Origin of the sequence: Streptomyces sp. CA-106110, from assembly GCF_050936285.1 — a bacterium.
Classification (GTDB): Bacteria; Actinomycetota; Actinomycetes; order Streptomycetales; family Streptomycetaceae; genus Streptomyces.
Genome location: NZ_JBNJNB010000001.1, coordinates 7,316,746 through 7,340,536 on the forward strand (window position 1 = coordinate 7,316,746; position 23,791 = coordinate 7,340,536).

At 71.4% G+C, this 23,791-nt stretch carries 22 protein-coding genes and 1 tRNA gene; 11 read left to right on the forward strand and 12 right to left on the reverse strand.

Going from position 1 to position 23,791, the window contains the following annotated elements; genetic code table 11:
• Window positions 1–93: 93 nt before the first annotated feature.
• A complete protein-coding gene (locus ACQEXA_RS33800) occupies window positions 94–864 on the reverse strand; it encodes an ABC transporter ATP-binding protein (RefSeq protein ID WP_359406608.1) in 771 nt (256 codons plus the stop codon).
• 416 nt (window positions 865–1,280) lie between these two features.
• On the opposite strand from ACQEXA_RS33800, the gene ACQEXA_RS33805 reads away from it, so the two are divergent.
• Window positions 1,281–1,366, forward strand: a tRNA-Leu gene (locus ACQEXA_RS33805).
• A 419-nt stretch (window positions 1,367–1,785) separates the two neighbouring features.
• Here the strand turns inward: ACQEXA_RS33805 and ACQEXA_RS33810 are convergent.
• On the reverse strand, window positions 1,786–2,304 hold the full coding sequence (locus ACQEXA_RS33810) for a hypothetical protein (protein WP_432928494.1): 519 nt from the start codon (window positions 2,302–2,304) through the stop codon (window positions 1,786–1,788).
• Window positions 2,305–2,934: 630 nt separating this feature from the next.
• On the opposite strand from ACQEXA_RS33810, the gene ACQEXA_RS33815 reads away from it, so the two are divergent.
• Both ACQEXA_RS33815 and ACQEXA_RS33820 read left to right on the forward strand, forming a co-directional pair.
• Entirely contained in the window at window positions 2,935–4,110 is a 1,176-nt protein-coding gene (locus ACQEXA_RS33815; RefSeq protein ID WP_432928492.1) for a 4-hydroxybenzoate 3-monooxygenase, read from the forward strand.
• Window positions 4,111–4,408: 298 nt separating this feature from the next.
• Window positions 4,409–5,299: a Bax inhibitor-1/YccA family protein gene (locus ACQEXA_RS33820; RefSeq protein ID WP_432928490.1), complete on the forward strand. Its 891-nt coding sequence runs from the start codon at window positions 4,409–4,411 to the stop codon at window positions 5,297–5,299.
• Between the two features lie 94 nt (window positions 5,300–5,393).
• Here the strand turns inward: ACQEXA_RS33820 and ACQEXA_RS33825 are convergent, their stop codons facing one another.
• Window positions 5,394–5,621 carry a DUF4287 domain-containing protein gene (locus ACQEXA_RS33825; RefSeq protein WP_359406596.1) on the reverse strand — a complete coding sequence of 76 codons (228 nt, stop codon included), beginning with the start codon at window positions 5,619–5,621 and terminating at the stop codon, window positions 5,394–5,396.
• A 101-nt stretch (window positions 5,622–5,722) separates the two neighbouring features.
• On the opposite strand from ACQEXA_RS33825, the gene ACQEXA_RS33830 reads away from it, so the two are divergent.
• The gene (locus tag ACQEXA_RS33830) at window positions 5,723–6,034 is read left to right on the forward strand and encodes a hypothetical protein (RefSeq protein WP_359406593.1); all 312 of its coding nucleotides are present in this window, start codon (window positions 5,723–5,725) and stop codon (window positions 6,032–6,034) included.
• Window positions 6,035–6,130: 96 nt separating this feature from the next.
• Here the strand turns inward: ACQEXA_RS33830 and ACQEXA_RS33835 are convergent, their stop codons facing one another.
• The 3 genes from ACQEXA_RS33835 to ACQEXA_RS33845 form a co-directional block, all read right to left on the reverse strand.
• Entirely contained in the window at window positions 6,131–6,922 is a 792-nt protein-coding gene (locus tag ACQEXA_RS33835) for a hypothetical protein (RefSeq protein WP_432939221.1), read from the reverse strand.
• A 263-nt stretch (window positions 6,923–7,185) separates the two neighbouring features.
• The gene (locus tag ACQEXA_RS33840) at window positions 7,186–8,403 is read right to left on the reverse strand and encodes an acetyl-CoA C-acetyltransferase (protein WP_432928487.1); all 1,218 of its coding nucleotides are present in this window, start codon (window positions 8,401–8,403) and stop codon (window positions 7,186–7,188) included.
• 294 nt (window positions 8,404–8,697) lie between these two features.
• Complete coding sequence (locus tag ACQEXA_RS33845) at window positions 8,698–9,768, reverse strand: SGNH/GDSL hydrolase family protein (RefSeq protein ID WP_359411865.1); 1,071 nt, start codon at window positions 9,766–9,768, stop codon at window positions 8,698–8,700.
• A gap of 171 nt (window positions 9,769–9,939) precedes the next feature.
• On the opposite strand from ACQEXA_RS33845, the gene ACQEXA_RS33850 reads away from it, so the two are divergent.
• Window positions 9,940–11,328 carry a cystathionine beta-synthase gene (locus ACQEXA_RS33850; protein ID WP_359411868.1) on the forward strand — a complete coding sequence of 463 codons (1,389 nt, stop codon included), beginning with the start codon at window positions 9,940–9,942 and terminating at the stop codon, window positions 11,326–11,328.
• Window positions 11,329–11,828: 500 nt separating this feature from the next.
• Here ACQEXA_RS33850 and ACQEXA_RS33855 read toward each other — a convergent pair whose 3' ends face one another.
• Window positions 11,829–12,254 carry a hypothetical protein gene (locus ACQEXA_RS33855; protein WP_359411872.1) on the reverse strand — a complete coding sequence of 142 codons (426 nt, stop codon included), beginning with the start codon at window positions 12,252–12,254 and terminating at the stop codon, window positions 11,829–11,831.
• Window positions 12,255–12,513: 259 nt separating this feature from the next.
• Here ACQEXA_RS33855 and ACQEXA_RS33860 point away from each other — a divergent pair, with 259 nt between their 5' ends.
• The 3 genes from ACQEXA_RS33860 to ACQEXA_RS33870 all read left to right on the forward strand — a co-directional run bounded on the left by ACQEXA_RS33860 (window position 12,514) and on the right by ACQEXA_RS33870 (window position 15,570).
• Complete coding sequence (locus ACQEXA_RS33860; RefSeq protein WP_432928485.1) at window positions 12,514–14,022, forward strand: aromatic amino acid ammonia-lyase; 1,509 nt, start codon at window positions 12,514–12,516, stop codon at window positions 14,020–14,022.
• The gene (locus ACQEXA_RS33865) at window positions 14,019–14,861 is read left to right on the forward strand and encodes a MurR/RpiR family transcriptional regulator (RefSeq protein WP_432928483.1); all 843 of its coding nucleotides are present in this window, start codon (window positions 14,019–14,021) and stop codon (window positions 14,859–14,861) included. The genes ACQEXA_RS33860 and ACQEXA_RS33865 overlap by 4 nt, the downstream gene beginning before the upstream one ends.
• 115 nt (window positions 14,862–14,976) lie before the next feature.
• Window positions 14,977–15,570, forward strand: a complete 594-nt coding sequence (locus tag ACQEXA_RS33870; RefSeq protein ID WP_432928481.1) for a hypothetical protein — start codon at window positions 14,977–14,979, stop codon at window positions 15,568–15,570.
• Between the two features lie 19 nt (window positions 15,571–15,589).
• Here ACQEXA_RS33870 and ACQEXA_RS33875 read toward each other — a convergent pair whose 3' ends face one another.
• The 5 genes from ACQEXA_RS33875 to ACQEXA_RS33895 form a co-directional block, all read right to left on the reverse strand.
• Window positions 15,590–15,964 (reverse strand): hypothetical protein, encoded by a 375-nt coding sequence (locus ACQEXA_RS33875; protein ID WP_359409410.1) that lies wholly within the window; start codon window positions 15,962–15,964, stop codon window positions 15,590–15,592.
• Between the two features lie 16 nt (window positions 15,965–15,980).
• Complete coding sequence (locus ACQEXA_RS33880; RefSeq protein WP_433131910.1) at window positions 15,981–16,496, reverse strand: roadblock/LC7 domain-containing protein; 516 nt, start codon at window positions 16,494–16,496, stop codon at window positions 15,981–15,983.
• A gap of 40 nt (window positions 16,497–16,536) precedes the next feature.
• Window positions 16,537–17,346: a transcriptional regulator gene (locus ACQEXA_RS33885; protein WP_432928477.1), complete on the reverse strand. Its 810-nt coding sequence runs from the start codon at window positions 17,344–17,346 to the stop codon at window positions 16,537–16,539.
• 11 nt (window positions 17,347–17,357) lie between these two features.
• On the reverse strand, window positions 17,358–17,753 hold the full coding sequence (locus ACQEXA_RS33890; protein ID WP_432928475.1) for a hypothetical protein: 396 nt from the start codon (window positions 17,751–17,753) through the stop codon (window positions 17,358–17,360).
• Between the two features lie 232 nt (window positions 17,754–17,985).
• The gene (locus tag ACQEXA_RS33895) at window positions 17,986–19,407 is read right to left on the reverse strand and encodes a diaminopimelate decarboxylase (RefSeq protein ID WP_432928473.1); all 1,422 of its coding nucleotides are present in this window, start codon (window positions 19,405–19,407) and stop codon (window positions 17,986–17,988) included.
• Window positions 19,408–19,552: 145 nt separating this feature from the next.
• Between ACQEXA_RS33895 and hutU the strand changes: the two genes are divergently transcribed.
• From hutU to ACQEXA_RS33910, 3 genes are read left to right on the forward strand one after another with little or no spacing between them, the layout of a single operon-like run.
• Window positions 19,553–21,217, forward strand: coding sequence for a urocanate hydratase (hutU, locus tag ACQEXA_RS33900; RefSeq protein WP_359409421.1), 1,665 nt, complete (start codon window positions 19,553–19,555; stop codon window positions 21,215–21,217).
• Window positions 21,214–22,431, forward strand: a complete 1,218-nt coding sequence (locus ACQEXA_RS33905) for an allantoate amidohydrolase (RefSeq protein ID WP_432928470.1) — start codon at window positions 21,214–21,216, stop codon at window positions 22,429–22,431. The genes hutU and ACQEXA_RS33905 overlap by 4 nt, the downstream gene beginning before the upstream one ends.
• The gene (locus ACQEXA_RS33910) at window positions 22,428–23,762 is read left to right on the forward strand and encodes a formimidoylglutamate deiminase (RefSeq protein ID WP_432928468.1); all 1,335 of its coding nucleotides are present in this window, start codon (window positions 22,428–22,430) and stop codon (window positions 23,760–23,762) included. The genes ACQEXA_RS33905 and ACQEXA_RS33910 overlap by 4 nt, the downstream gene beginning before the upstream one ends.
• The last annotated feature ends 29 nt before the right edge of the window (window positions 23,763–23,791 follow it).

The window sequence follows — 23,791 nt, forward strand, 5'->3', positions numbered from 1 at the left end:
CGGTCCCGTCGGGCCTGTCCGGCGATGCGGGCGAGACCGCTCAGGGCGAGGGGGTTCTGGGGGCGGAGCGCCCAGGGCCGGGGCGCACGGGTCTCAGCTCGTGCGGCCCTTGGCGTCGAACCGCTTCATCCGGTCCAGCACCGCCTCCGCGCTCGGCTCGTACAGCTCGTCCACGATCCGCCCGTCCGCCAGGAAGATCACGCGGTCCGCGTACGCCGCCGCCACCGGGTCGTGGGTGACCATGACCACCGTCTGCCCCAACTCCCGTACGGAATTGCGCAGAAAGCCCAGCACCTCCGCGCCGGAGCGCGAGTCCAGGTTTCCGGTGGGCTCGTCGCCGAAGATGATGTCCGGCTTGGACGCCAGCGCCCGCGCCACCGCGACGCGCTGCTGCTGACCGCCGGACAGCTGCGCCGGCCGGTGGCTCAGCCGCCCCGACAGGCCGACCATCTGGATCACTGTGTCCAGCCAGGCCTTGTCCGGCTTGCGGCCCGCGATGTCCATCGGCAGCGTGATGTTCTCCAGCGCGGTCAGCGTGGGCAGCAGGTTGAACGCCTGGAAGATGAAGCCGATCTTGTCCCGGCGCAACTTGGTGAGCTGCTTGTCCTTCAGCGCGCCCAGTTCGACGTCACCGATGCGGACCGAGCCGGACGAGAAGGAGTCGAGCCCGGCGACGCAGTGCATCAGTGTCGACTTGCCCGAACCGGAGGGGCCCATGATCGCTGTGAACTGCGCCTGCCGGAAGTCGACGGTGACCCGGTCCAGGGCGACCACCTGGGTCTCGCCCTGTCCGTAGACCTTCGACAGATCCGTGGCCCGGGCGGCCACGGTGGTGGTCCTGTCTGCGAGGGGGGTGCTGGTCACGGGAGGGTGCTCCTGTCGGGACGACGACGGTGATGAGGACGTGTTCCATCGTCGCGGCCGATCGGCGGCGTGTAGTCAGCCGCTGTTCCGGTTCCCGGGGCAGTCTCCAGTCGGACCGGCCGGTGCGCCGTCATACCTGGGGATGACGGGCGCCCCTGGGACGGCACCGCGCCGAAACCGGTCGCTCACGTCATGCGTGCCGCTGCCACCGCTGTCCTTCGGGGCGGTGAAATTCCGTCATTCCGCATGCGCGGGCCGTGGTCGCCCGAAAGGCTATTGGCAAGTGCGGATGGCCCGTACCGAGTGCTGATGCACCCTCAGACATCAATAAAATAAGACAACATCGCACCGCCCGACCCCTGTTCGGGGGGTGCGCCCCGATAGGCTCGGAACGCTCGATGCGGCGCCCATGGCCTGCCCGGATGGTGGAATGCAGACACGGCGAGCTTAAACCTCGCTGCCCCTCGCGGGCGTACCGGTTCAAGTCCGGTTCCGGGCACCAACCGCACCTGCGACGTGGGGGTGGGCCGCCCTTGAGGGCGGAGAGGCCGATCCCATTGTCCGCCGTTATGACCGACATCATCATGAGGCGCTCGCGGCCCAACTGCACCAGCCTCTGATTGAACGTTTCTGCCCGATCTGCGGCCACCTCGCGATGCGGGACTACCGCCACGAGAAGTCGGGCCGAACCACTCCTTTATGGATCAACTACTTGTGGTGCGGGAACCGCCATGCATACTCGTCGTCCTTCCCCCCGTTGAAAGAGGTGGCCGTCCGGCGGCCTCTCGCGCGTCGGGCCGGTGGTGCGCCGACCGCGTCTCGCGCGGGGCCCGGCGCACCACCGGCCGACTGCTCACCGGCTCGCTGGAGCTTCTCCGACCTTGACCGGCGTCGGATGTGTGGCCGGTTCTGGGCGGGCCGCTAGGCCTTGCAGAACTTGGCGATCGCTGCGGCTGCGCCGGAGTTGAACCCCTTCTCGTAGTTGGGGTCCACTGCGACCAGGCCCTGCTGCGGCGCCTGTGCCTTGCAGGTCTGCTTGGCGGTGTTGAAGCCGTCCGTGAAGCCCTTGGCGAACTGCTGCTGGGCGTCGGTCTGTTCAGCCTGCTTGACCGAGCCGCAGGAGAGCTTCGGCCCGCCCTCTTCCTGCATGGTCACGGGCCCGCCCGTGGACGAGAGTTGAACCGTGCCGCTGAGCGTTCCTTCGGCCGTGGCCTTGAAGAAGAAGGTCCCGCCGCCCTGCGAGACGCTGACGTCCGAACCCGGGGTGAGGCCCTGTCCGGCGATGTTGAACCGCTTGGGGTTCTGGGTGTCTTGTGTCACATGGCATGTGGCCGATGGCGTCAGGGCGTGGGCGGTGCCTGCCATCAGGGGCAGCGCGCCGAGTGCCAGTGAGGACACCGCGATGGGTGCCAGTGCGGCGAGGCGAAAGCGTCCGTTCAATGTTCTGCCTTCCCTTCAGGGCATACGGAACCACATGCAGGTTGGGAGGTTCGAACGCGCGAGACGGGCGCGAATGATGATGCGGCTCCACGCCTGTACGGCGCGGTCTCACCGCCCGGAGCTGTGAGGCCGGGAGAGTTCCCGGGCGGCCCCCTGCACATGGGCTCCGCATCCGATGACGGCCACTGCCCACCAGGCGGTGGCCTCGGTCGCGTCCATGCTCTCGCAGCCGTATCTCGCTCGCGACTTGAGAGGATACGGAGCGTAACAAGCCGCACGTCGGAGGCTTTTGGGGACCGTGTTCACCGGACATGCACCATCCGCGGCGCGTGTGCGGTCCTGGCCGGGCGGGAAGCTCGCCGAGGAGGCCTCGCAGAAGCGGGAGTTCCGGCCGTCCGGCTCGTCCGGCGACCGCGGGGCAGGGGCTCGCGCGCACCGGCCTCTGTCGTGCCGCCCCGGTTGTGTGGGGCGGGACACCGTTGACAGCGAGCCTTTTGCGGTCGGACACTCGGCTTTCGTATGGCGAAGTAAGTTTCACCAGGCGAACGGCCCTGTGGTCGCGGAACAATCCGGCTTCGGCTGGGCCCCGGGGCGGCCCGGGACAACGTACGAGCGCAAAGGGGCGTCGGGATGCGTACCACGGTCGGCATCATCGGAGCGGGACCCGCCGGGCTGTTGCTGGCGCGGCTGCTGCGCAATGCGGGCATCGACTCCGTCGTGCTGGAGGGCCGGGACCGCGCCTACGTGGAGCAGCGCCAGCGGGCCGGAATCCTGGAGCAGGGCACCGTGGACGTGCTGCGCGCGGCCGGGGCGGGCGAGCGCATGGACCGCGAGGGGCTGCGCCACGACGGGATCGAGTTGCGCTTCGCGCGTCGCCGCCACCGGATCGACTTCCCCGCCCTCACTGGCGGCAGCTCCGTGATGGTGTACGCCCAGACCGAGGTCTGCAAGGACCTCATCGCGCTCCAGCTCAAGGAGGGCGGACCGCTGTTGTTCGAGGCGGAGGCCATCGCCGTCGAGGACGCGGCCACGGACCGGCCCCGGGTCCGCTACCGCAGCGAAGGCCGTGAGGACGTCCTGGAGTGTGACTACGTCGTCGGTTGCGACGGCTTCCGGGGTGTGTCCCGCAGGGCGGTCCCCGCCGGGCTGTCCCGTGTCTTCGAGCGCACCTACCCCTACGCCTGGCTCGGCGTCCTCGCGGATGTCGCGCCCTCGCACGACGAACTCGTCTACGCCCGGCACGAGCGCGGCTTCGCCCTGCTGAGCATGCGCTCCGCGTCCGTCTCCCGCCTCTACCTCCAGGTGCCGGCGGACACGGACGCCGGGGAGTGGCCGGACGCGGAGATCTGGAACGAACTCGGGCGGCGCTTCGAGACCGCCGACGGCTGGACGCTCGACCGGGGCCCCATCACCTCGAAGTCCGTCACCCCGATGCGCAGCTTTGTGCACGAGCCCATGCGTCACGGACGGCTCTTCCTCGCCGGGGACGCCGCGCACATCGTGCCGCCCACCGGCGCCAAGGGACTCAACCTCGCGGTCGGGGACGTCGTCACCTTCGCCCGGGCGCTGACCCATGAGCGGGAGACCGGCTCGAGCGAGCGGCTCGACGCGTACTCCGAGACCTGTCTGCGCCGCGTCTGGCAGGCCGAGCGGTTCTCCTACGAGATGACGACGATGCTGCACCGCGCCCCGGGGGCCACGCCGTTCGACGAGCGCATCCAGCTGGCCCGTCTGGAACGGCTCACCGCCTCGCGGGCCGCCGAGACCGATCTCGCCGACGGTTACACAGGGTTCCCGCTGGAGTGAGCCGTCCGGGTGAGACCGGCACCCCGGTCTCACCCGTTCGGCAGAGAGCGGGTCCCCCGGTCGACCCGGTGCCGGCCGTCCGGCGGCCGGTGTCCGGCGGCCCGGTGGATCAGTGGCCGGTCTCGACTCTGTCCCAGGTTGGTCATGGATGAGATGGCGCCTCGCCGGGAATCAAGGGCACGCGTAGCGTGTTTCGCGCAACGACGAGGGAAAGATCCTCCTCAAGCATTAGGGTCAATCCTTTGCCTACCTATTACTCTTGAGCCCAGGCCACGCAGGGTGGCCATGGAGGAGTGAAATGAGGAGCAGCAACCCGGTCTTCTCGCGACGGGGGTTCAGCCGCGACAACGGCTACGCGGGCTTCAACACCGCGCCGCAGGCCGGGGGAGCCGCCGTCGGCACGCAGGGCAACCCGTACGCGCAAGGCAATCCGTACGCGGGCGGCAACACCTACGCGCAGAACCCTTACGCTCAGCAGACCCAGTACGGCGCCCCGCCGCAGGCCCCGGCCACCACCGGCCGGATGACGATGGACGACGTCGTCACGCGTTCGGCGATGACTCTCGGCACGGTCGCGGTCGGCGCCGTCATCGCCTGGGCCGTGCTTCCGATCTCGTCCACCAGCTACGGCCTGGCGATCGGCTCCGCCCTCGTCGCGTTCGTCCTGGCGATGGTGCAGTCCTTCAAGCGCACCCCCACGCCCGCGCTGATCCTCGGGTATGCCGCCTTCGAGGGTGTCTTCCTCGGCGTGATCAGCAAGATGTACAACGCGCAGTGGTCCGGCGCGCCCTTCCAGGCCGTTCTCGGCACGATGGCCGTCGCCGGCGCCACCCTGCTCGTCTACAAGGCGGGCTGGATCCGGGTCACCGCGCGGTACGCGCGGATCGGCATGGCCATCGCCATCGCCTTCATCCTGGTCATGGCGGTCAACCTGCTGCTGGTCGCCTTCGGGATCGCCCCCGACGGCGGGCTGCGCAGCACGGGCCCGCTCGGCGCGATCGTCGGGATCATCGCCATCTTGATCGGCGCGTTCTTCCTGACGCTCGACTTCAAGCAGATCGAGGACGGCATCGCCTACGGCGCGCCGCGCGAGGAGGCCTGGCTGGCCGCGTTCGGCCTGACCCTGACCCTCGTGTGGATCTACGTGGAGATGCTGCGACTGGTCGCGATCTTCAGCAGTAACGACTAGCGCTGCGCCGCACTGCGTCGAAGGGCCCGCGAACCACGGTTCGCGGGCCCTTCGTCGTACGGATTTCCAGGGAGAACGCGTTCGCGGTGCGCGCTCAGAGCAGTTTGCGCGCGGCCCTCCTCAGGTCGTACTCGTGAATGATCGCCTTGGCGTGGCCGTATGCGAGATTGTGCTCGTGGCGAAGCCAACTGACCTTCTCCTCGAAGCAGAGAGAGGGGCCTTCGGCGACGGTGCGCAACCAGTCGGAGACTTCACGACCGGTGCAGTGGGGGATGCGGGCGAGCAGATTGCGATGGGTCTCCTCGGAGAAGACTTGGGACATCGGCGCCTCCGGACGCACTCGACGAAGCCGGTCCTTCAGGTCACCGTGCCTGAGTGTTCGCCTGTTGGCAACAGTCGTGCCACGACGCGTAGTCTCACGGCGTGCTTGATACGACGCCTTTGACCCGGGCCGTGGATCACTTCGCCGACCGTCTGCGGGCCGCTCCCCAGAGCCGCCTGCAGCGGAGCGCGGCGGCCGAAGCACTCGCTCTGGCCAGGGAGTTGGCGCGCCGCGCCCAGCTTCTCGAGGACCCGTCGGCCGAGCCGCGGGAGATGCCGGACGCGGGTATGTTCGCGGCCGCGGACCAGATCACCGTGGCCGGGCACGATCTCGCACTCGTCCTGAAAGACACGGCGGGACTCGGCGAGGCGGTGGCACTCGTGGAGGAGGCACAGAAACGCGCCGGGGTGTGACACCCCGGCGCACAGATCCGTCCCACGGGAACGGCACGACGCGATCCGTCCTTGCGGGGACCGGTCGCCGAGAGGACCCGGCGAGGCCGTCCGCGCCTACAGGGAGGCGATGACGCGGTCCGCGAGGACGTAGACGTTCTCTTCGCCGCACCCGAACGTCAGCGCGTACGCGCCCGACACCCCCGAGCCGCCGAGCAGGACCGGCGCCTCGCCGTCGATCAGGGCCGCGGCCAGGCGTTCCGCCGTCTCGCGGTGGCCCGGAGTCATGCACAGCGTCGTGCCGTCGGTGAAGACGTACACGTCGAGGGTGCCCAGCGGTCCGGGGCGGACGTCGGCGAGTTCGGTCCGGGCTTCGGCCAGCGCCTCGAGGCAGGCGACCGTACGCTCGTGGTCGTTCACCACGGGCGACGGGGACGGTACGAAGTCGGGGTGCGACGGGTGCCGACGGCGGGCGGCGGCCAGTTCGGGGGAGTCTCCCCCGGCGAACTCGCTGTCCTCGGCCGTGGGCTCCGTCACCGGCTCCAGGCTGTCGTGCTCCAGGCCCACGAAGTCCGACTGGCGGGGCAGGAACAGGTCGGTGTCGGGCAGCCCGAGCAGGGTGGGCGCGTCGGCGATGTCACGGGCCTCCTGGGCTGCCCAGAACGCGCGCGCCTCGGCCAGTTCGCGCTCCCGCTCGTCGGCGAGCGCCTCGGCGACGGCCGCCCGTATCTCGTCCGCGTCTGCGGTCGAGCGGGCGGCGGGCACGAATCCGCGTGCGTGCGCGCTACGGCTCTCGGCGAGCTGAGTGTGCAACGCCGCGACCTGTCGGCGCAGCGCCCGCACGCTGAGCAGGACGGCGACGCCCACGCCCGCGGTGGCGGCCGTGGCGAGCAGCAGAGCTATCGGCATGGCGCTCACTGACGTACTCCCGATTCAAAGTCGACCCTCGACTTCCTACATCAGCTTGAAGGGTGGACTATCCATCTGTCAGTGCGTAACGTCACGAAACGGACAGGCGGTCTGCCCTGGGGATGGCTGACGAAACAACTCTGACCTGCGTAAACCTCGTCCGGAGGGAGATAGGTCACATCCTGGGGGAGATTCGATCACAAAACGGCCCGAAGCCCTGAGGGAAACGGGGCTCCGGGCCGTTGCGCGAGGGCGCTAGGCGGTCAGCTGAGGCGCTCGATGACCATCGCCATGCCCTGGCCGCCGCCGACGCACATCGTCTCCAGGCCGTACTGCTTGTCGTGCCACTGGAGCGAGTTGATCAGCGTGCCGGTGATACGGGCGCCGGTCATGCCGAAGGGGTGGCCGACCGCGATGGCGCCGCCGTTGACGTTCAGCTTGTCCAGCGGGATGCCGAGGTCGCGGTAGGAGGGGATCACCTGGGCGGCGAAGGCCTCGTTGATCTCGACGAGGTCGATGTCGTCGATGGTGAGGCCGGCGCGCTTGAGGGCCTGCTTGCTGGCCTCGACGGGGCCGTAGCCCATGATCTCGGGGGAGAGGCCGGAGACACCGGTGGAGACGATCCGCGCCAGCGGCGTGAGCCCCAGCTCCCGGGCCTTGGTGTCGCTCATGATGACCAGAGCGGCGGCGCCGTCGTTGAGCGGGCAGCAGTTGCCCGCGGTGACGCGGCCGTCGGGGCGGAAGACGGGCTTGAGGCCGGCCACGCCCTCCATGGTGACGCCGGGGCGCGGACCGTCGTCCTTGCTGACGACCGTGCCGTCCGGGAGGGTCACCGGGGTGATCTCCCGCTCCCAGAAGCCCTTCGCGATGGCCTGCTCGGCGAGGTTCTGCGAGCGGACGCCGAACTCGTCCATCTCCGCGCGGGTGACGCCCTTCAGCAGGGCGAGGTTCTCGGCGGTCTGACCCATCGCGATGTACGGGTCGGGCAGCAGACCGTCCTCGCGCGGGTCGTGCCACGCGTCGCTCCCGGACTTGGCGACGGCGGCGGTGCGGGACTCGGCCTCGGCGAAGAGGGGGTTGTGGGTGCCCGGGATGTCCGAGGTGCCGTTGACGCTGCGGCTGACCATCTCGACGCCCGCGGAGATGAAGACGTCGCCCTCACCGGCCTTGATGGCGTGCAGGGCCATGCGGGAGGTCTGCAGGGAGGAGGAGCAGTACCGGGTGATGGTGCAGCCCGGGAGGTGGTCCATCCCCATCTGTACGGCGACGATACGGCCGAGGTTGTGGCCCTGCTCGCCGCCGGGGAGGCCGCAGCCGAGCATCAGGTCGTCGATGTCCTTGGGGTCCAGCGCGGGGACCTTGTCGAGGGCGGCCTGGATGATCGTGGCAGTGAGGTCGTCCGGGCGGAGGTCCTTCAGGGAGCCCTTGAAGGCGCGGCCGATGGGCGAGCGGGCGGTCGACACGATGACGGCTTCAGGCATCACGGCTCCATACGAGGGAAGGCAGGGCTGTCGGGGAAGTTACCCGTACGTACGGTGGAGGTCACGAGCACGGGGGTGTGACTCCGGCCGCACTTTTCTAAGCGCTTGCTTTTTCCTTGGCGGCTTCAACGGTACCTCCGCGTGCCCGAGTCGAGAGGCGTACGGGCGCGCAGCCGGCGCCTTCGGAGCCGCTGCCCTGTGCGCGACTCTCCCCGCGCGGCTGTCCCCGGGCCACCGACCTGCGCCCCCGGACGAGCCGTGCCCCGAGGCGGGCCTGGGGCCGGGGCGCACCCCTCAGGGCGTGGGTTCGGCGGCCGTGGCCGGGGTGTCCTCCGGGGCGGGGAGGTGGCGACGACGGCGGCGCTTGAGCAGGGCCCAGGGGCCCCGTGGGCCCGTCGGCATGGCGGCCGTGACCTCGGTGCCCGCCTCCGAGGCGGCCTCGGCGGCGGCGCGGGCCACCGGCAGGAAGCCCTCGCGACGGGACGCGTCCGGACGCTCCTCCTCGGCGGGCCAGAGGCCCAGGGCGGCGCAGACCGTCGGCAGGACCGCCATCGCGGCCGTGGCGTAGCCCTCCGCCGAGGGGTGGTAGTTGTCCGGGCCGAAGAGCTCGCGGGGATTCGCCTCGAACTCGGGACCCAGCAGGTCGCCCAGGGACACCGTGCGACCGCCCTGTTCGACGACTCCGATGGTCTGGGCGGCCGCGAGTTGGCGGGAGGCGCGGCGGGCGAGCCAGCGCAGCGGTTGCTGCACCGGTTCGATCGTGCCGAGGTCGGGGCATGTGCCGACCACCACCTCTGCCCCGGCCGTGCGCAGCCGGCGTACGGCCGAGGACAGGTGCCGCACCGAGCGGGTGGCCGGCATCCGGTGGGTGACGTCGTTCGCGCCGATCATGATCACGCAGATGTCCGGAACCTGGTCCTGGTCCTCCAGGGTCAGCGCGACCTGCCGGTCCAGGTCGTCGGACTGCGCTCCCGGGAGCGCGATGACGCGCAGGTCCACGGGGCGTTCCGCCACCGCCGCGAGACCGGAGGCCAGCAGGGCGCCCGGTGTCTGGCGGGAGCGGTGCACACCCTGTCCCGCGGCCGTGGAGTCGCCGAGCATCACCAGTCGCAGCGGCGGTTCGTCGAGGGCGGCGTAGCCTTCGCCCCTTCCGGTCCGGCGTGCGCGGGGGGAGTCCCAGCCGTACAGGCCGTTCGCACTCGGAGGGTGCGGGCTGTTGCCGTTGCCCACATGACGCTTGGCCATCTGCACCTCGGCCAGCAGCAGACCGACGGCGGCCGCACCGACCAAGCCGATTCCGCCACCGCCGTACGCCGCGCCCGCCGCGATGCGCCGGGCCACCCTCGCCCTAGACATGCTCGACATGCGTCGCCGCCACCTCCTCATAGCCGTACACAGTGCTTGCCCCGTACGCCCTGTCGTCCAATCTCAACCGGACGTGAACGCCCGGGACGGCCCGCTCCTGCGGACCGCCCGGTAGCCCTTACGCTGGCGGAACCACCACGACCACTTCTTTTGCAGCAACCGGAGACAACGGTGCAATTCCACGACTCGATGATCAGCCTGGTCGGCAACACCCCGCTGCTGAGGCTCAACCGCGTGACCGCCGGTATCCAGGCGACCGTGCTGGCCAAGGTCGAGTACTTCAACCCCGGCGGTTCCGTGAAGGACCGCATCGCCCTGCGCATGATCGAGGCAGCCGAGGAGAGCGGCGAGCTCAAGCCGGGAGGCACGATCGTCGAACCGACCAGCGGGAACACGGGCGTGGGTCTCGCGATCGTGGCCCAGCAGAAGGGCTACAAGTGCATCTTCGTGTGCCCCGACAAGGTCTCCACGGACAAGATCAACGTGCTGCGCGCGTACGGCGCCGAGGTGGTCGTGTGCCCGACCGCGGTGGCCCCGGAGCACCCGGACTCGTACTACAACGTCTCCGACCGGCTGGTCCGTGAGACGCCCGGCGCCTGGAAGCCGGACCAGTACTCCAACCCGAACAACCCGCTGTCGCACTATCACTCCACAGGACCCGAGCTGTGGGAGCAGACGGAGGGGAAGATCACTCACTTCGTCGCCGGCGTCGGCACCGGCGGGACCATCTCCGGTACCGGGCGCTACCTGAAGGAGGCCAGCGGCGGCCGGGTCAAGGTCATCGGCGCCGACCCCGAGGGATCGGTGTACTCCGGCGGGTCCGGCCGGCCGTATCTGGTCGAGGGCGTGGGCGAGGACTTCTGGCCGACCGCGTACGACCCGGAGGTCCCGGACGAGATCGTCGCGGTGTCCGACAAGGACTCCTTCCAGATGACCCGGCGGCTGGCGAAGGAGGAGGGGCTGCTGGTCGGCGGCTCCTGCGGCATGGCGGTCGTGGGGGCGCTGCGGGTCGCCGAGCGGCTCGGCCCCGACGACGTGGTGGTCGTCCTCCTGCCCGACAGCGGCCGCGGCTACCTCAGCAAGATCTTCAACGACGAGTGGATGGCCGACTACGGCTTCCTTGAGGACGCCGGCCCGAACGCCCGCGTCGGAGACGTGCTGAGCGACAAGGAGGGCGGTATCCCCACCCTCGTCCACATGCACCCGGACGAGACGGTGGGCCAGGCCATCGAGGTGCTGCGCGAGTACGGCGTCTCGCAGATGCCGATCGTCAAGCCTGGTGCCGGTCACCCGGACGTGATGGCCGCCGAGGTCGTGGGCTCCGTCGTCGAGCGCGAGCTGCTGGACGCGTTGTACACCAAGCGCGCCTCGCTCGACGACCCGCTGGAGAAGCACATGTCGGCGCCGCTGCCGCAGGTCGGTTCCGGCGAACCGGTCGGGGACCTGATGTCGGTGCTCGGTACGGCCGACGCCGCGATCGTCCTCGTCGAGGGCAAGCCGAGCGGCGTGGTGAGCCGGCAGGACCTGCTGGCGTTCCTCGCCAAGGGGGGAAAGCAGTAGCGAACGCCCGGTGAACCGGCCGTGTCGCCGGGGAACGTGCGGTGACGTGTGGGGACACGGGCCTTTCGGAAGTGGTACGAGCGCGACACGTTCGCGCAGCACACACTTAACACGGGTCCGGCACATTAGTGGGTGTCGGCAGGCGGGAGCGGCTCCCCGCCACCGCCGGCGACGAAACGGCGCCAAGGACCTCCGGAGCGGCTCCCGGACCTCCATGGACGCCATGGACGCGCAAGCCCGGCCCTGACCCGGCCCGCGTCCCTCGCGGGGACCGCCGTCGTCCCGCCCCCCGGCAACGGGGGTGCGGCGGTCCCCGCGCATTTCTTTTTCAGCGCACAGGCGCATGCCGTTCCGGTGGACGCGCGCATCTCCTTTCCGGCGCACGCGCGTGTCGCCTACCGGGTGCACGCGCATCTCTTTCCCGGCGCACGTCAGCCTCGGTGGCCGTCGCCCGGCCACCGAGGCTGACGTGCGCCCTGCCGCGGGCGCAGACCACGGGATCAGTTCTCCCAGTCGCCGTCCTGGCGCGACTTTCGGCGGCCGCCGAAGAGCCCGGGGGTGGTGCGGGCGGCCTGCACGGCGTTGACGCCGACGATGCCCGCCCAGCTGATCAGCAGGCCGGGTAGATGGGCGGTACCCGCGCCGATCGCCGACAGCGGGATGGCCAGCACCAGCGACACGATGCCGAAGCCGAAGCGCTCGCCCCAGGAATCCGTCGCCCGTGGTGACCGCGAGCCGCGCGCCACCACCATCTGCTGCTCGGCCAGCTGCCGCCGCACCTGGCGGTCGATCGCGGTGTCGATGCGCTGGTCGACCTTCTCCAGGAAGGAGTCGACCAGCGCCGTCTCGTACTCCTCGCCCAGTTCCCTGCGGGCCTGCAGGGTGGCGTTGAGTTCCTTCTTGAGGTCGGCGTCCCGCGCGTCCATTCCGCTCATGCGACACACGTTAGGGAGCCGGACCCCGCTCCGCACTGGGGGTAGCCCCCCTTTTCCTGCTGGGGTCCGCCAGGCTCGGCCGGGACGCGACGGGACTCGACGAATCGGATCAGGGTCCCTTGCCTGGCCTGCATATCGTCATGCAGAGTTCTAGGTGTCTGAATAGCTTGTCGATGGTCCGGCATGATCGCTGGTTGCTCATGGTCGGCCAGCGAGATCCGATGTCCGGATTGGTGGGTGTCCGCGGGTGATGTCGTCACGGATCGTGGACGGGGCGCTGAACAGCGCCCATGACGTCGTGGTCCTCGACGGATGCGGCATGGGCGTCGCCGACGTCGTGCGCCTCGCCGACGCTTCCGCGCGGCCCGTCCCCGGCACCGACGCGATGAAGCGGGTGACGGAGTCCTGGGACGCCGCCCGGCGGATCGCGGCGACCGGACGTGTGTACGGCCGCTCGACAGGCGTGGGCGCGAACCGCACCGAGGACGTGCCGACGGACGCCGCCGCCGGGCACGGACTGCGCCTGCTGCGCAGTCACGCGGGCGCGATCGGCGCGGAGCTGCCGGCCCGTCAGGTCCGGGCGATGCTGGCCATCCGGGCCAACCAGCTGCTCGCGGGCGGCGCCGGTCTGCGGCCCGGCGTGGTCACGGCGTTGTGCGAGGCCCTGGAGAGCGGGGCTTACCCGGTCGTCAACGAGTTCGGGTCGGTGGGAACCGGCGACATCGCGGCGCTGGCGCAGGCAGGCCTGGCGCTCGCCGGCGAGCATGCCTGGAGGGGGACGGGCGCGCCGGAGCCCCAGGCGTTGGACAACAACGACGCGCTCGCCTTCATCAGCAGCAACGCCCTTACCCTCGGCCAGGCCGCGCTCGCGCTGCACGAGCTGCGCGGGCTGATCGGCGCCACCCAGGTCGTCGCCGCGCTCTCGTTGCTCGCGGTGGACGGTTCGCACGAGGCGTACGCCGCACCCGTGCACGCCGCCCGGCCGCACCGGGGCTCCGCCGAGGTCGCCCGCCGCATGCGGGAGCTGATCGGCGCCGCCGACCGGCCGACACCGCCGCTGGGCCGTATCCAGGACCCGTACGGCTTCCGCTGCCTGCCCCAGATCCACGGCCCCGCGCTCGACGCGGCCAACGCACTGGAGGACGTCATCACCGTGGAGATCAACGCGGCCGCCGAGAACCCGCTGATCTCCCCCGAGGACATGGCCGCCTACCACCACGGAGGCTTCTACGCGGCCCAGCTCGCCCTCGCCCTGGACCACTTCAGGCTGGCCGTGACCCAGGTCGCGCGGCTGTCCACATCCCGGCTGTCGACGCTGAACGAGCCCGCCTACACCCGGCTGCGGCCCTTCCTCGCCGATCAGGAGCCCGCCTCCTCGGGTGTGATGATCCTGGAGTACGCCGCCGGGGCCGCGCTCGGTGATCTGCGGGCGTTCTCCGCGCCCGCGTCGCTCGGCCACGCTGTACTCTCCCGGGGCGTCGAGGAACAGGCCAGTTTCGCCTCGCTCGCCGCGCGCCAGACGCTACGCGTGTGCCGCGCGTACCGTCTGGTGGTCGGTTGTGAACTGGTCGCCGCCGTAAGGGCGTTGCATCTGCGCGGCCTCAGGCCCGAGCCGGAGCTCCCGGTGGGCCGGGCGCTGGAGCTCGCCGAGACGGTGCTCGACCGGGACCTGGCCGACCGGCCGCTCACGGACGACGTCACGGCGGCGGCGCACCTGCTCGACCGGTTCACCGACATCTGGAGGGGGAGCACGCCATGAGCGTGACCGACAGTCCGGCCGCACGGCTGCAAGCGCTCTTCGAGGGGCACCGGCTCACGCCGACCCAGCGGCGCATCGCGCACAGCATGGTGCGGCGGGCCGCCGACGTGCCGTTCCTGTCCAGCGTGGAGCTGGCCGAACTCGCCGGGGTCAGCCAGCCGTCCGTCACCCGCTTCGCGGTCGCCCTCGGTTTCGACGGCTACCCGGCGCTGCGCCGGCACCTGCGCGACGTGGCGCCCGCCGAGCAGACGCCGGGACCGGGGTCGTACAACGAGTACCAGCAGGCCGTCGAGGCGGAGATCGAGAATCTGAAGCACCTGGCGGAGGTGCTGGCCGACCCGCGGCCCGTGGAGCAGGCCGGGCGGATCCTCGCCGCCTCGCGCCCGCTGCCCGTCCTCGGACTGCGGGCGGCGGCCTCCCAGGCGTACGGCTTCGCGTACTTCGCGGCGAAGGTGCACCCCGATGTCCGGCTGCTCAACGAGGGCGGCACGATGCTCCAGGACCGCGTCGACGCGGCCGTGCGGGCGGGGGCGAGCGCGCTGCTGTGCTTCGCGCTGCCGCGGCACCCGCGCGAGGTCGTGGACGCGCTCGCCTACGGCAAGGAGTCGGGTCTGACGGTGGTCACCGTCGCCGACTCGGTGTTCGCACCGGTGGCGAAGTTCTCGGACCTGCTGCTGCCCGCCGCGGTCGGCACGGGACTCGCCTTCGACACGGCCTGTGCGCCGATGCTGCTCGGCCGGGTGCTGCTCGAGGCGATGTGTGACGACCTGCCGGACGCGCAGGCCCGCCTGGAGGAGTTCGATGTGCAGGCCGCTACCCGGGGGCTGTTCGTGGAGTAGCCCCGCTCGATGCCGGACCTCCCTCGGGCGGCGGTCTTTTTCAGACTCGTCTCAGTTTCTGTCGTTAGCCTGCCCGAACTGATCCACATCACCAGGTGAGACGGGAGGCCGGAACGTGGGACGCGGAGGACTTGGAGGACAAGCACTGGCCCGGGCGGCCGTCGTCGTGCGAGCCGGGGCCGCGCCACTGTGCTGGCTCGGAGTGTTCGCGGCCGGCATCGGCGTGCTCGTGCCGGGAGTGACGGGGCGCCGGCTCGGTGTCATGGCCGGAGCCGCGCTGTTCATCGTCGCGACCGCGGTCACCGCGTACGGGCGCCGCAAGCGGTACACGGCCCTCGCCCGCGGTGCCGCCCGCGCCGGCAAGTACGACGTGCTCCAGGACCGAGCGGTCACCGTCCGCGGCTGGCGGCTGGGACACCGCTGGTGGCTGCTCGCCGCCTTCGTCGCCGCACTCGGCAGCTCCTTCGTGGTACCCGCCGCCGGTGGCATGCTGCTCGCCGGAACCGGCGCCGGGCTGTGGCTGAAGGCCGCCTGGCTGGGCCGCCGCGAGCGTGCCGACGACGCTCTGCTCTGGGTACGGGTGGACTGGCTCGACCGCCGTGGCGGCGCGCCCGCGGGCAAGCCGGTCAAGGGCTACCGCGGCACCGGCGTCGCGGCCGGCGACGCGGCCCCGGGCGGGGCGCGCCGCCGTACCGCGGAGCTCGTGTAGCGCGCGGCGGCGACCGCGGTCAGACCTCCAGGTCCTCCTCGATCTTCTTCAGCTGGTGGCGGGCCATCGCCAGATTGGCGCGCTTGGCGTCGAGGACGAGGTAGAGGAACAGACCGTTGCCGCCGCGGCCGGTGAGCAGCCGGATCAGGTGGTACTGGTCGCTCAGCGTGATCAGGATGTCCTCGATCTGCCCCTTCAGGCCGAGGTGCTCCATGGTGCGCAGCTTGGCCCGGACGACGTCGGTGTTGCCTGCGGCCGCGACGGTGAGGTCGAAGCTCTTGCTGCCGCCGAGTGTGCCGAGCGCCATGCCGCTGGTGTAGTCGACCAGGGCTGCCCCGGTCGCACCCTCGATCGCGGCGAGCGCTTCTTTCAGCGTGGTTTCGGTGTTGGCCATTTGGTGGTGTGTCCCTTCAACTTTCCGTGGTGGTGCGCGCGTTCGCGGCCGATCGAGGGCTCGCGGGGGTGCGCGTGGTGCGGGTCCGCGTAGGTGCGGACCTGGCGGCGGTCTTGGTGGGTGTTCCGATGGCGCGGGAGGGCGCGGGCTCGGTCGGGAGCGCGGCCTCGTCGACCAGTTCGCCGATCCGGGTGCTCGCGCGCCGGCCCTCCAGGTGCAGCCGGCCGACGTTGACCCGGTCCTGGGCCAGCAGCGTCAGCACGGCGCTGCGGCCGGCCGCGTAGGTGGCCACATGGCCGTGGACGCCGCGGACGAGCAGCTCACGGAAGTCGCCCTGGCCCGTCGCGTCGGAAAGCCGCATGGCGACGCCGAGCGCGGCCGCGGTCAGCGCGGCGATCCCTTCCGGTTCGACGCCCGGCGCGTCCTGGGCGAGGACGAGTCCGTCGACGCTCGCGGCGAGGGCGCCGGTCAGCTGGGGGATGCGGGCTCTGAGCCGGCGGAGTTCCTTAAGGACCTCGGGCTCCGCGTCCATCAGGGGTCTCCTCTCGGCGGGGCGTTGCCGTTCGATCCGGTCAAAGGGCCTCCAGCGCATCCCTCAGCCTCTTCAGCAACGTGATGTGGGGGTCGACAAAAGGCGGCAAGGACGGCGCGGGCACAGGAGGTGCAACGCTCTGCGCGACCGCGCCGGCGGCGGGCGAGACGACGCCCGCCGCGGCCAGGCGCCGGACGTCGACCAACGTGTGGAACGCGGGGCGGCCCAGCTCTCGTGAGATGTCGGCCGCCGTCCGTACGCCGTCGATGCGGACGAGCACCTTCCCCTGGCGGGGCGTGACCGCCGGGCCCGCGGGGAGGCCGGTGCGGACGAGGGGCGCCTCGTCCGTCGCCGGGTCGGGCCAGATGCGGTGCAGGAGCTCGCGGCGGCGCAGCGTCTCCCGTTCCAGCGCGGCTACCGGAACCGGGCGGACGGGGCCGAGCCAGTGGCCCTCGCCGTAGCGGAAGCGGGCGGGCGCGCTGCTCGGGCCTAGGACGAAGTACGCCGCGTCGAACAGCGCCCCCAGATGGCACAGCTCCAGCGCGCCCTGGCCGATCCGGCCGCGGTCCACCAGGAACCGGCCCACCAGGCGCTGTGCTCCCGCCTGGGCGACCGCCTCCCGCCAGCCCTCCTCCTCGAGTGCGCCGCGCGCGATGAGCAGGGCGTCGAGACCCGGGGTCGCGGGGCTCTCGGCGTACACCACCCGGCCGTCGGACAGATGGAGCATGCCGCCCTCGCGCATCAGCACCCCGGCCGCGCGTTCGGCGGCGAGCCGGCTGAGCATGGGCGACAGGCCGCCGCTCGGGATCTGCGTCTGCTGCCGCACGGGCAACGGCGACGGGGAAGGCATCCTGACCGTCGTCATCCCAGCACCAGCCGCCCTGCCATCTCGCCGAGCCGGATGCGTGCGAGGGCGAGATTGCCCTCCGCACGGGCCAGCCACAGATGCAGGAAGACGCTGCTGTCGAAGCTGGTCGGGACGAATCTCAGCAGGTGGTAGCTGTCCCGGTTGGCGATGATCAGGTCCTCGACCGGGCACGCCTCGTCGGCCCAGTCGGCGCCCTCCGGGGCGAACGCGCGGTGTTCGGCGGCCAGTCGCGCCAGTTCGGCGGCCTCCGCCGCCGTCCTCTCGTGGTCACCGCCGGGTGAGTCCCCGACCGTGCCCAGGGCGAGCCCGCTGATCCAGTCGACCACCGCGGCACCCCGGGCACCGGGCAGTCTCATGGCCTCCAGCAGGCACTCGTCGATTCCGGGCACCGTGGCTCCCCTCCCGCCTCGGGTACGGCTGAGTGACGTCGACGTTACGCAACGTGTGCGCGAGGAGTGAGTGATCCGGCATTTTCCAGTGGAAAATGCCGCCGACCGCTAAGGTGGGCTGGCTGTGCCTGCTCACGAGGCTGTTGGGGCAGGTGTGACGCCCGCGCTCTGACGTGTGGATATGCGGACGGGGTGCACGGGCAGGGGCGCCCGCTGGGGGCGCGCGGCGTCCTCAGAGCTCCGTGAGGGTGCCCACGTGCGCTCCGCCCGACTCCGCGACGATCTCCTCGAGCGTCTGCGGCTCCCGGACCACCGCGAAGCGGATCCCGCCGCCCTCGCCCGGCGCATAGCCGTACACGCCCGGCCGGGCCAGGGAGTTGTACGCGTAGTGGTGCGCGAAGTAGTAGGCGCCGGTGTCCAGCGCCGCGGCGTAGTCGCCCTGCTCCAGGAGCGGAAGCGCCTGCGCCTCGGCCAGCAGGTCGCCGGAGAAGCACGCCGGTCCCGCCACGTCCTGCACCACGTCGGGCCCCTCCTTCGGGTGCCCCTTCGCGTCGTACGCCCCGATCCGCAGCGGCCAGGACGCCGGCGCGTACACCGTTCGGGTCGCGACCTGCACACCCGCGTGCGTGACGGCGACGGCCCGGCCGCCCGCGCGCTTGGTGTACTCCACCCGCGCCACCACGGTCCCGTGCTTGGCCAGCAGGGACCGCCCGAACTCCGTGACCAGCCCGTACCGCCCGTCGAACAGCCCGGGCACCGCCTCCGCGAGCAGCCGTGCGTACTGCGCGTACGTCGGCGTCGTCCTGTCCGAGGCGAAGTTGACCGGCAGCCCGCCGCCGATGTCGATCGTGTCGATCTGGCGCCGCCCGACCCTCCGGTTGATCTCCTCGGCGAGCGTGTGGCTCTCCGCTATGCCCCGGGCCATCAGCGAGAGCGGTACGCCCTGCGAACCGGAGTGCGCGTGCAGCCTGGTCAGCCAGGGCCGCTCCGCATAGGCGCGTATCAGCCACTCACGCGCCCCCTCGTCCCGCAGCGCCACCCCGAACTTGGACGTGGCGGTCGCCGTGGACAGCGCCTCGATCGCACCGCCCCCGATCTGCGGATTCACCCGGATCCCGAGCGGGGAGGACGTCTTCGTCGTACGGACGAGGGAGTCGATCCGCGCCAGCTCCTGAGGATTGTCCGCGTTCACGGCGATCCCCAGCTCCAAGGCCTGCCGCAGCTCCGCCGGTGTCTTGGCGGGCGCGTCCAGCACGATCCGCTCCGGGGCCATCCCGGCCGCCCTGGCGAGCGCCAGCTCCCCGGGGCTCGCCACCTCGGCGCCGATGCCCGCCTCCCGCAGCAGCCGCAGCACCGGTACGAGCGGGGTCGCCTTCACCGCGAAGGCGTGCAGCACCGGCGTGCCCGGCGGGACCACCGCGTCGAAGGCCGCCCGCAGAGCCGCCGCCGAGTCCCGGATGCCAGCCACGTCCAGCAGCGCGGCGATGGGGGCGTCCGGTCCCAGCAGCCCATGCTCGACGGCGCCGCGTACGGCCTCGTCCCGGCGCGCCACCCGCTCGGCGTCGTCGGGGCGCTCGTCCCCGCCGGCCCTCCGGGTCCCGCTGCCCCTCGTGTCCACCGCGTCCCCCGTCCCCGTGTCACCGTGTGCGGTCATCTCTCCAGCCAAACATCCCCGCCGCCGCCACGCTGGCGCAAGAACGTATTGACTAGTTCTATTCAGTTGGTCAGGATGTGAATAACCACTGCAACAGTCCGTGCGCGCCCCCAGCCGCGTGCGGCCGTACCCCAGGAGGCAGACCATGTCAGGACCCCGCCCTGTCCGAGCGCCGCGCGGCACGGAACTGAGCGCCCTGGGATGGCAGCAGGAAGCCGCCCTGCGGATGCTGCAGAACAACCTCGACCCCGAGGTCGCCGAGCACCCCGACAAGCTCGTCGTCTACGGCGGCACCGGCAAGGCCGCGCGTGACTGGCGCTCCTTCGACGCCATGGTCCGCACGCTGAAGGGCCTGAAGCAGGACGAGACGATGCTCGTCCAGTCCGGCCGTCCCGTCGGCGTCATGCAGACCCACGAGTGGGCGCCGCGTGTCCTGCTCGCCAACTCCAACCTCGTCGGCGACTGGGCCAACTGGGAGGAGTTCCGCCGTCTGGAGGCCCTCGGCCTGACCATGTATGGGCAGATGACCGCCGGTTCCTGGATCTACATCGGCACCCAGGGCATCCTCCAGGGCACCTACGAGACGTTCGCCGCCGTCGCCGCGAAGAAGTTCGGCGGCACGCTCGCCGGCACCATCACCCTGACCGCCGGACTCGGCGGCATGGGCGGTGCCCAGCCGCTCGCCGTCACCATGAACGACGGCGTCGCGATCTGCATCGACTGCGACCCGCGCGCCATCGACCGCCGTATCGAGCACCGGTACCTGGACGTGAAGGCGGACTCCCTGGAGCACGCCCTCCAGCTGGCCGTCGAGGCGCGGGACGCCCGCCGCCCGCTGTCCATCGGCGTCCTCGGCAACGCCGCCGAACTCGTCCCGCAGCTGCTCGCCATGAGCGCGCCCATCGACATCGTGACCGACCAGACCTCGGCCCACGACCCGCTGGCGTACCTGCCGGTCGGCGTCGCGTTCGAGGACATGGCCGACGCCGCCGCCAAGGACCCGGCCGGTTTCACCACGCGCGCCCGTGAGTCGATGGCCAAGCACGTCGAGGCGATGGTCGGCTTCATGGACGCCGGTGCCGAGGTCTTCGACTACGGCAACTCGATCCGCGGCGAGGCTCAACTGGCCGGATACGACCGCGCGTTCGCCTTCCCCGGCTTTGTGCCCGCCTACATCAGGCCGCTGTTCTGCGAGGGCAAGGGCCCCTTCCGCTGGGCGGCGCTGTCCGGTGACCCGGCCGACATCGCGAAGACCGACCGCGCGATCCTCGACCTGTTCCCGGAGAACGAGTCCCTCGCGCGCTGGATCAAGATGGCCGGTGAGCGCGTCCACTTCCAGGGCCTGCCCGCCCGTATCTGCTGGCTCGGCTACGGCGAGCGGGACAAGGCCGGCGAGCGGTTCAACGACATGGTGGCGAGCGGTGAGCTCAGCGCGCCGATCGTCATCGGCCGTGACCACCTCGACTGCGGCTCGGTCGCCTCGCCGTACCGCGAGACCGAGGCGATGCTCGACGGCTCGGACGCGATCGCGGACTGGCCGCTGCTGAACGCCATGGTGAACGTGGCGTCGGGCGCCTCCTGGGTGTCCATCCACCACGGCGGCGGCGTCGGCATGGGCCGGTCGATCCACGCCGGTCAGGTGACCGTCGCCGACGGCACGAAGCTCGGCGGCGAGAAGATCCGCCGGGTGCTGACGAACGACCCCGGGATGGGTGTCATCCGGCACGTCGACGCCGGGTACGACATCGCGGAGTCCGTGGCCGGGGAGCGGGGCGTGCGGGTCCCGATGCGCGAAGGTGACGACGCGTGACCTTCCACAGCATGTGGGCGGAGCTGCTGCCGATCGGCCGCAGCTCCGCCTCCGGCGGCTACCGCCGCTTCGCCTGGACGCCCGTCGACGGCGAATGCCGGGCCTGGTTCGAGGAGCAGGCCCGCAGCCGGGGGCTCGGCTACGAGGTCGACCGCAACGGGAACCAGTGGGCCTGGCTCGGGGATCCCGCCGCCGGGGACGCCGTGGTCACCGGGTCGCATCTGGACTCCGTACCCGACGGCGGCGCCTTCGACGGGCCCCTCGGGGTGGTGTCCTCCTTCGCGGCCCTCGACGAACTGCGCCACCGGGGCGTCGAGTTCACGAGGCCGCTCGCCATCGTCAACTTCGGGGACGAGGAGGGCGCCCGGTTCGGGCTCGCCTGTGTCGGGTCGCGGCTGGCCGCCGGGCAGCTCACCCGGGAACAGGCGCACCGGCTGACCGACGGCGACGGCGTCACCCTGCCGAGGGCCATGGAGGCCGCCGGGCACGACCCCGACGCCATCGGGCCGGACCCGGAGCGGCTCGGCCGCATCGGCGCGTTCGTCGAACTGCACGTCGAGCAGGGCCGCGCCCTCGACCTGAGCGGCGACCGGGTGGGCGTGGCCAGCGCCATCTGGCCGCACGGCCGGTGGCGGTTCGACTTCCGTGGCGAGGCCAACCACGCGGGGACGACCCGGCTCGTCGACCGCCGTGACCCCATGCTGCCGTACGCCGAGACCGTCCTCGCCGCCCGCCGCGAGGCCGCGCTCGCCGGTGCCGTCGCCACCTTCGGCAAGATCGCCGTCGAGCCCAACGGCGTCAACGCCATCCCCTCGCTGGTCCGTGGCTGGCTCGACTCCCGCGCCGCCGACCAGGAGAGCCTCGACACCGTCGTCGGCGGCATCGAGAAGGCGGCTCGTGAGCACGCCGACGCCCACGGGGTCGACCTCGACGTCGTCCGTGAGTCCTTCACGCCCGTCGTCGAGTTCGACCACGCCCTGCGCGACGAACTCGCACGCATCCTCGGCAAGGACGCCGGCCTGACCGTTCCCGTCCTGGGTACCGGGGCCGGACACGACGCCGGGATCCTCTCCACGAGCATCCCGACCGCGATGCTGTTCGTGCGCAACCCCACCGGTGTGTCGCACTCCCCGGCCGAGTACGCCGCCGAGGACGACTGCCTGGCCGGGGTGACCGCACTCGCCGACGTACTGGAAGGGCTGATGTCCAGGTGACACGGACGTACTGGCTGGAGCACGCCTGGCTCGACCCGGTCGTCGAGCAGGGTGTGGCCCTCGATGTGGCGGACGGCCGCATCACCGCCGTCCGCACCGACGTCGGCACTCCGCCCGCCGGCGCCGAGATCCTGCGCGGACTCACCCTCCCCGGGCTCGCCAACGCCCACTCGCACGCCTTCCACCGCGCCCTGCGCAGCACGGTCCAGGTCGGCTCCGGCACCTTCTGGACCTGGCGGGAGGGCATGTACGCGGTCGCCGACCGGCTGACCCCCGAGACGTACCACGCGCTCGCCCGCGCCGTGTACGCGGAGATGGCGCTGGCCGGGGTCACCGCCGTCGGCGAGTTCCACTACGTGCACCACGCCCCGGACGGCACCCGGTATGCCGATCCCAACGCCATGGGCGAGGCCCTCATCGACGCCGCCGCCGAGGCCGGCATCCGCATCACCCTCCTCGATACCGCCTATCTGTCCTCCGGCTTCGGGCAGCCGCCCAACGCCCACCAGATCCGTTTCTCCGACGGCACCGCGGACGCCTGGGCCGAACGCTGTTCAGTTCTCAAGGAACGGGATCACGCGCGGATCGGTGCGGCCATCCACTCCGTACGGGCCGTGCCCGCGGGGGAGTTGGCCACGGTGGCGCGCTGGGCCGAGGAGCGGCGGGCCCCGCTGCATGTGCACCTCTCCGAGCAGACGGCGGAGAACGACGCCTGCCAGAAGGCCCACGGCTGCACCCCCACGCGCCTCCTGGCCGACCACGGTGTCCTCGGGCCGCGCACCACCGGCGTCCACAACACGCATCTCACCGACGAGGACATCCGGCTGATCGGCTCCACCGGCACGGGCACCTGTATGTGCCCGACCACCGAACGCGACCTCGCCGACGGCATCGGCCCGGCCAAGGCCCTGCAGGCGGCCGGCTCCCCGCTCTCCCTGGGCTCCGACAGCCACGCCGTGATCGACCTCCTGGAGGAGGCGCGCGCGATGGAGCTGAACGAGCGGCTGCGCACCCGTACGCGCGGGCACTGGACGGCCGCGGCCCTGCTGCGTGCCGCCTCCGAGGACGGGCACGCGGCACTCGGCTGGCAGGACGCGGGCGTCCTGGAGCCCGACGCACTCGCCGACTTCACGACGATCGCGCTCGACTCGGTCAGGACCGCGGGGCCGCTGCCCCGGCAGGGCGCCGAGACGGCCGTATTCGCCGCGACGGCAGCGGATGTGCGCCATACGGTCGTGGGCGGGCGCCATGTCGTACGCGACGGGGTGCACACGCTCGTACCGGATGTGCCGCGGGCGCTGGCGGACGCCGTCGAAGCCCTGCGCGCCTGACGCCCACCACCGGCCCGGCCACCCACGAG

Bases quoted from the DNA above. Each gene is read 5' to 3' on its own strand.
- ACQEXA_RS33815 (WP_432928492.1), top strand. From the start codon at position 2,935: ATGCGTACCACGGTCGGCATCATCGGAGCGGGACCCGCCGGGCTGTTG.
- ACQEXA_RS33820 (WP_432928490.1), top strand. From the start codon at position 4,409: ATGAGGAGCAGCAACCCGGTCTTCTCGCGACGGGGGTTCAGCCGCGAC.
- ACQEXA_RS33825 (WP_359406596.1), bottom strand. From the start codon at position 5,621: ATGTCCCAAGTCTTCTCCGAGGAGACCCATCGCAATCTGCTCGCCCGC.
- ACQEXA_RS33835 (WP_432939221.1), bottom strand. From the start codon at position 6,922: ATGCCGATAGCTCTGCTGCTCGCCACGGCCGCCACCGCGGGCGTGGGC.
- ACQEXA_RS33840 (WP_432928487.1), bottom strand. From the start codon at position 8,403: ATGCCTGAAGCCGTCATCGTGTCGACCGCCCGCTCGCCCATCGGCCGC.
- ACQEXA_RS33845 (WP_359411865.1), bottom strand. From the start codon at position 9,768: ATGTCGAGCATGTCTAGGGCGAGGGTGGCCCGGCGCATCGCGGCGGGC.
- ACQEXA_RS33855 (WP_359411872.1), bottom strand. From the start codon at position 12,254: ATGGACGCGCGGGACGCCGACCTCAAGAAGGAACTCAACGCCACCCTG.
- ACQEXA_RS33860 (WP_432928485.1), top strand. From the start codon at position 12,514: ATGTCGTCACGGATCGTGGACGGGGCGCTGAACAGCGCCCATGACGTC.
- ACQEXA_RS33865 (WP_432928483.1), top strand. From the start codon at position 14,019: ATGAGCGTGACCGACAGTCCGGCCGCACGGCTGCAAGCGCTCTTCGAG.
- ACQEXA_RS33875 (WP_359409410.1), bottom strand. From the start codon at position 15,964: ATGGCCAACACCGAAACCACGCTGAAAGAAGCGCTCGCCGCGATCGAG.
- ACQEXA_RS33880 (WP_433131910.1), bottom strand. From the start codon at position 16,496: ATGGACGCGGAGCCCGAGGTCCTTAAGGAACTCCGCCGGCTCAGAGCC.
- ACQEXA_RS33885 (WP_432928477.1), bottom strand. From the start codon at position 17,346: ATGCCTTCCCCGTCGCCGTTGCCCGTGCGGCAGCAGACGCAGATCCCG.
- ACQEXA_RS33895 (WP_432928473.1), bottom strand. From the start codon at position 19,407: ATGACCGCACACGGTGACACGGGGACGGGGGACGCGGTGGACACGAGG.
- hutU (WP_359409421.1), top strand. From the start codon at position 19,553: ATGTCAGGACCCCGCCCTGTCCGAGCGCCGCGCGGCACGGAACTGAGC.